Below are 5,409 nucleotides of genomic sequence, written 5' to 3'. Positions count from 1 at the left end.
TCGCCGCCGGCCCCGACGCGCGGACCGCCCGCCCGGCCGACGCCGAGATCGTCGACTGCAGGGGCGCGATCGTCGCGCCCGGCATCGTCGACATGCGGGTCTTCGTCGGCGAGCCGGGGGCCGAGCACCGGGAGACCTTCGCCTCCGCCGGCAGGGCGGCGGCGGCCGGCGGCGTCACCACCATCGTCACCATGCCCGACACCGACCCGGTGATCGACGACGTCGCGCTGGTCGATTTCATCGGCCGGCGGGCGCTTGCCGAGACCGCGATCCGCGTCCACCCCATGGCGGCGCTGACGCGCGGGCTCGAAGGCAAGGAGATGACCGAGCTCCGCCTCCTCGGCGAGGCCGGCGCGGTCGGTTTCACCGACGGGCGGCGGACCGTGACCAATGCCGCGATCATGCGCCGCGCCCTCACCTATGCCCGCGACTTTGACGGGCTGATCGTCCACCACGCCGCCGATCCGGACCTCATCGGCAAGGGGGTGATGAACGAGGGCGAGGTGGCGACCCGGCTCGGCCTCGCCGGCATCCCCAAGGAAGCCGAGATCGTCATCCTCGAACGCGACATCCGCCTCGCGGCGCTGACCGGCGGGCGCTACCATGCCGCTCTGGTCTCCTGCGCGGAATCGCTCGAGGTGATCCGCGCCGCCAAGGCGCGCGGCCTCGCCGTCACCTGCGGCGTCTCGATCAACCACCTGACGCTCAACGAGAACGACATCGGCTCCTACCGGACCTTCTTCAAGCTGTCGCCGCCGCTCCGCCACGAGGCGGACCGCGAGGCGATGGTCGCCGGTCTCGCCGACGGGACGATCGACGTGGTGGTGTCGAGCCACGACCCGCAGGATGTCGAGACCAAGCGGCACCCCTTCGCCGAGGCCGCCGACGGTGCGGTGGGGCTGGAGACGCTGCTCCCGGCGGGGCTGCGGCTCGTCCATGACGGCAGCGTCGACCTGCTCCGCCTGTTCCGCGCGCTGGCGACGCGGCCCGCGGAGCTCCTCGGCCTCGAGGTCGGGCGGCTGGCGCCTGGCGCGCCGGCGGACCTCATCGTCGTCGATCCCGACATGCCCTGGGTGCTCGACCCGGAGACGCTGCGCTCGCGCTCCAAGAACACGGCCTTCGAGGATGCCCGCTTCACCGGCCGGGTGCTGCGCACGCTGGTTGCCGGGCGGACGGTCTACGAATACGCTTCGGCGTGACTGTCACAGCGCGGACGCCGCCATGCCGACCAGCCTGACCATCCTCGCGGCGCTCGCCATCGGCTACCTTCTCGGATCGATCCCCTTCGGGCTGCTGCTGACCCGCTTCGCCGGGCTCGGCGACGTGCGCGCCATCGGCTCGGGCAATATCGGCGCGACCAACGTGCTGAGGACCGGGCGGCGCGACGTCGCCGCCGCGACACTGGTCGCCGACTGTCTCAAGGGCACGGTCGCGGTGCTGATCGCCGGCGCGCTGTTCGGCTTCGGCTCCGACGGCGCGATGGTGGCCGGGCTTGGCGCCTTCCTCGGCCACATCTTCCCGGTCTGGCTGAAGTTCAAGGGCGGCAAGGGCGTCGCCACCTATCTCGGCGTGCTGCTCGGCCTCGCCTGGCCGGCGGCGCTGATCTTCGCAGTCGTCTGGATCGCGACCGCCTGGTTCACCCGCTACTCGTCGCTCTCGGCCCTCGTCGCCAGCCTGGTGACGCCGCCGGTGCTGATCTTCCTGCTCGGCGACAACCGGATCGGTGGCCTTTTCGTCGTGCTGACGGTCATCCTGTGGTGGCGGCACGCCGAGAATATCCGCCGCCTCGCCGCGCGAACGGAGAGCCGGATCGGCGGCGGCAAATGACCGGTGCCGGCCGCGGCATCCGTCTCGACGACGAGCAGCGGCTCGCCTGGCTCCGCCTGATCCGCAGCGAGAATATCGGCCCCGTCACCTTCCGCGAATTGATCAACCATTTCGGCAGCGGCCTCGCGGCGATCGCCGCCGTGCCGGAGCTCGCCGAACGCGGCGGCAGGCGGATCAGGCTCTGCTCGGTCGAGGACGCCGAACGCGAGCGCGACGGGCTGGCGCGGATCGGCGCGCAGCTGGTCGCCATGGGCGAGCCCGATTATCCGCCGGCGCTGCGGCACGTCGCCGATGCGCCGCCGCTGATCGCGGCGCGCGGCGACACCGCCATCCTGTCGCGGCCGATCGTCGCCATGGTCGGATCGCGCAATGCCTCGGTCGCGGGACGGAAATTCGCCGCCCAGATCGCCGCCGGGCTCGGCCGCGCCGACTATGCGACAGCCTCCGGCCTCGCCCGCGGCATCGACGCCGCCGTCCACCTCGCCTCCCTCGACACCGGTACGATCGCGGTGCTCGCCGGGGGCCTCGACCAGGTCTATCCGCCCGAAAATAGGGAACTGGCCGATCAGATCGTCGCATCCGGCGGCGTGCATCTCAGCGAGATGCCCTTCGGCTGGGTGCCGCGCGGCCGGGACTTCCCGCGCCGCAACCGGATCATCTCGGGCGTCGCGCTCGCCGTCGTCGTCGTCGAGGCGGCGACCCGGTCGGGATCGCTGATCACCGCCCGCCGCGCCGCCGACCAGGGGCGAATGGTGATGGCGGTTCCGGGCTCGCCGCTCGACCCCCGCGCCGCCGGCAGCAACCGCCTGATCAAGGACGGCGCGACGATGGTGACCGAGCTCGACGACATCCTGTCGGAGCTCTCGCCGATGCTCGACCGCTATCCGTCCGGCATCCCCGAGATCGACGAGGACACTCCCGAGGAGCCCCCTGCCCCGACCGATGTCGAGGACCGGGAACGGGCGGCGATCCTCGCGGCGCTCGGGCCGACCCCGGTCGAAGTGGACGAGATCATCCGCTTCACCGGCGCGCGGCCTGCCGCCGTCCATCTCGTCCTGCTGGAGCTGGCGCTCGCCGGCAGGCTGGAACGGCATCCGGGACAGCGGGTGTCGCTGGTCTAGGCGATCAGGCCTTCGGCTCGCTGTCGCGCCGGCCGGCCTCGGCGCCCGCGTCGTCCTCGACCATGCGGAGCAGGAAGGCCAGGAATCCGAGGTCGGACCTTGATGCAATGGTGCGAAGCTCTTTTGCCATCGCCTCGATATAGCGGGCTGAATCCCCTGCACTCGCACCGGACGGCGCGTCTTTCAAAGCCATGCCCGTTTTGCCTCGCTACAACTAATAATTGTATATTCTATATATTATAACCAATGCGTTAGTCTCTGCGCAAGACCGTCCATCCGGCGATTTCGCCCTGGAAAAACCCGTCTCGCCATGGCCCCGTGACGGCGTCGATTGACAGGCGGAACCTATTTTCGGATTGTCCCGCCGCCTTGGTCGACCGGTCGGCGCACTTCAAACGCCACCGCGAAGACCCCACCTAACCGCTTCGAACAGAAAGCCAGCCTTGTCACGGCATCCATGAATATCGTCATCGTCGAATCGCCCGCCAAAGCCAAAACGATCAATAAATACCTCGGTTCGGACTACGAGGTGATTGCGTCCTATGGGCATGTCCGCGACCTTCCTTCCAAGGATGGCTCCGTCGATCCCGACGAAGACTTCGCAATGCGCTGGGCGGTCGACGGAAAGTCCGGCAAGAGGCTTTCCGAAATCGCCAGGGCGGTGAAAGGCGCCGACCGGCTGATTCTCGCCACCGACCCGGATCGCGAGGGCGAGGCGATCTCCTGGCACGTGCTGGAGGTCCTGCAGGCCAAGAAGGCGCTGAACGGCAAGCCGGTCGAGCGGGTGGTCTTCAACGCCATCACCAGGGACGCGGTGCTCGACGCGATGAGCCACCCGCGCCAGATCGACGCCGACCTCGTCGACGCCTATCTCGCCCGGCGGGCCCTCGACTATCTGGTCGGCTTCACGCTGTCGCCGGTGCTGTGGCGGAAGCTGCCGGGCGCCCGCTCGGCCGGCCGCGTCCAGTCGGTCGCGCTGCGCCTGGTCTGCGACCGCGAGAACGAGATCGAGACCTTCGTCCCGCGGGAATACTGGTCGGTGGCGGTGACGCTCGAGACCCCGGAAGGCGGACAGTTCCTTTCCCGCGTGGTGAGCTACGAGGGCGACAAGATCGGCCGCCTCGACATCCCCGAGGAGGGTATGGCGCGGCGGATCGAGGCCGCCCTCAAGTCGAACGGCTATCGCGTCGACGCGATCGAGGCGAAGCCGGTGCGGCGGAACCCGCCGCCGCCCTTCACCACCTCGACGATGCAGCAGGAGGCCTCGCGCAAGCTCGGCTTCTCCGCCTCGCGCACCATGCAGGTCGCCCAGCGCCTCTACGAGGACGGACGGATCACCTATATGCGAACCGACGGCGTCGACATCGCGCCGGAAGCCCTGTCGGCGACGCGCTCCGCCATCCGCAAGGATTTCGGCGACCGCTACGTCCCCGACAAGCCGCGCATCTACCAGGTCAAGGCCAAGAACGCCCAGGAGGCCCATGAGGCGATCCGGCCGACCGATCCGTCGCGCGCGCCGGGTTCCCTCGGTGGCTCGATGGAAGCCGACCAGGCACGGCTCTACGAGCTGATCTGGAAGCGGATGGTGGCGAGCCAGATGGCCCATGCCGAGCTCGAGCGGACGACCGTCGATATCGCCGCCGGCAGCGCCGCATCGGGCAAAGTCGGCCTCCGGGCGACCGGCCAGGTGGTCCGCTTCGACGGCTTCCTGACCCTCTATCAGGAGGGTCGCGACGACGAAGGCAGCGACGACGACGACCGCCGGCTGCCGCCGATGAAGCAGGGCGATGACCTCGCCGAGCGCGGCATCGCGGTCGAACAGCATTTCACCGAGCCGCCGCCGCGCTACACCGAGGCGACCCTGATCAAGAAGATGGAGGAGCTCGGCATCGGCCGGCCGTCGACCTATACCTCGACGCTCTCGGTGCTCCGCGACCGCGACTATGTGCGGCTCGAGAAGCGCCAGCTCATCCCCGAGGACAAGGGCCGGCTGGTCACCGCCTTCCTGTCGAGCTTCTTCAAGCGCTACGTCGAATACGACTTCACCGCCGACCTCGAGGAGAAGCTCGACAAGATCTCGAATGGCGACATTTCCTGGAAGGACGTGCTGCGCGACTTCTGGAAGCAGTTCTCCGCCGATGTCGGCGACACCAAGGATCTGCGCGTCTCCGAGGTGCTGGATTCGCTCAACGAGCTGCTCGGGCCCCACATCTTCCCGCAGCCCGCCGACGGCGGCGACCCGCGCAAGTGCCCCTCCTGCGAAAACGGCCGGCTTTCGCTCAAGCTCGGCAAGTTCGGCGCCTTCATCGGCTGCTCGAACTATCCCGAATGCCGCTACACCCGCCAGCTCGCCGTCAATGGCGAGAACGGCAATTGCGGCGAGCTCGGCGCCGACGGCGTGCGCGAGCTCGGCCAGGACCCGGAGAGCGGCCTTGCCGTCACCGTCCGGACCGGCCGCTTC

The 5,409-nt window shown here is 69.2% G+C and carries 5 protein-coding genes; 4 read left to right on the top strand and 1 reads right to left on the bottom strand.

Annotation, left to right across the window (positions count from 1 at the left end; all coding sequences use genetic code 11):
* From KDJ86_RS20040 to dprA, 3 genes are all read left to right on the top strand, one after another.
* The coding region (locus tag KDJ86_RS20040) for a dihydroorotase (RefSeq protein WP_291750059.1) at positions 1-1,199 on the top strand (1,199 nt) is incomplete at its 5' end.
* Between the two features lie 22 nt (positions 1,200-1,221).
* Complete coding sequence (plsY, locus tag KDJ86_RS20035; RefSeq protein WP_291750058.1) at positions 1,222-1,827, top strand: glycerol-3-phosphate 1-O-acyltransferase PlsY; 606 nt, start codon at positions 1,222-1,224, stop codon at positions 1,825-1,827.
* Positions 1,824-2,948, top strand: coding sequence for a DNA-processing protein DprA (gene dprA, locus KDJ86_RS20030; RefSeq protein ID WP_291750056.1), 1,125 nt, complete (start codon positions 1,824-1,826; stop codon positions 2,946-2,948). Before plsY ends, dprA begins: the two co-directional genes overlap by 4 nt.
* Before the next feature lie 4 nt (positions 2,949-2,952).
* Here dprA and KDJ86_RS20025 read toward each other — a convergent pair whose 3' ends face one another.
* A complete protein-coding gene (locus tag KDJ86_RS20025; protein ID WP_291750053.1) occupies positions 2,953-3,141 on the bottom strand; it encodes a hypothetical protein in 189 nt (62 codons plus the stop codon).
* Positions 3,142-3,405: 264 nt separating this feature from the next.
* Here KDJ86_RS20025 and topA point away from each other — a divergent pair.
* On the top strand, positions 3,406-5,409 hold a 2,004-nt coding region (gene topA, locus KDJ86_RS20020), incomplete at its 3' end, for a type I DNA topoisomerase (RefSeq protein WP_291750051.1).

The sequence above is a fragment of the Bauldia sp. genome, from assembly GCF_020442045.1.
In the GTDB taxonomy this organism is placed as follows: domain Bacteria; phylum Pseudomonadota; class Alphaproteobacteria; order Rhizobiales; family Kaistiaceae; genus Bauldia.
Note: the sequence above shows the minus strand (reverse complement) of the source record. Positions and strands in the feature narration are given on the sequence as shown.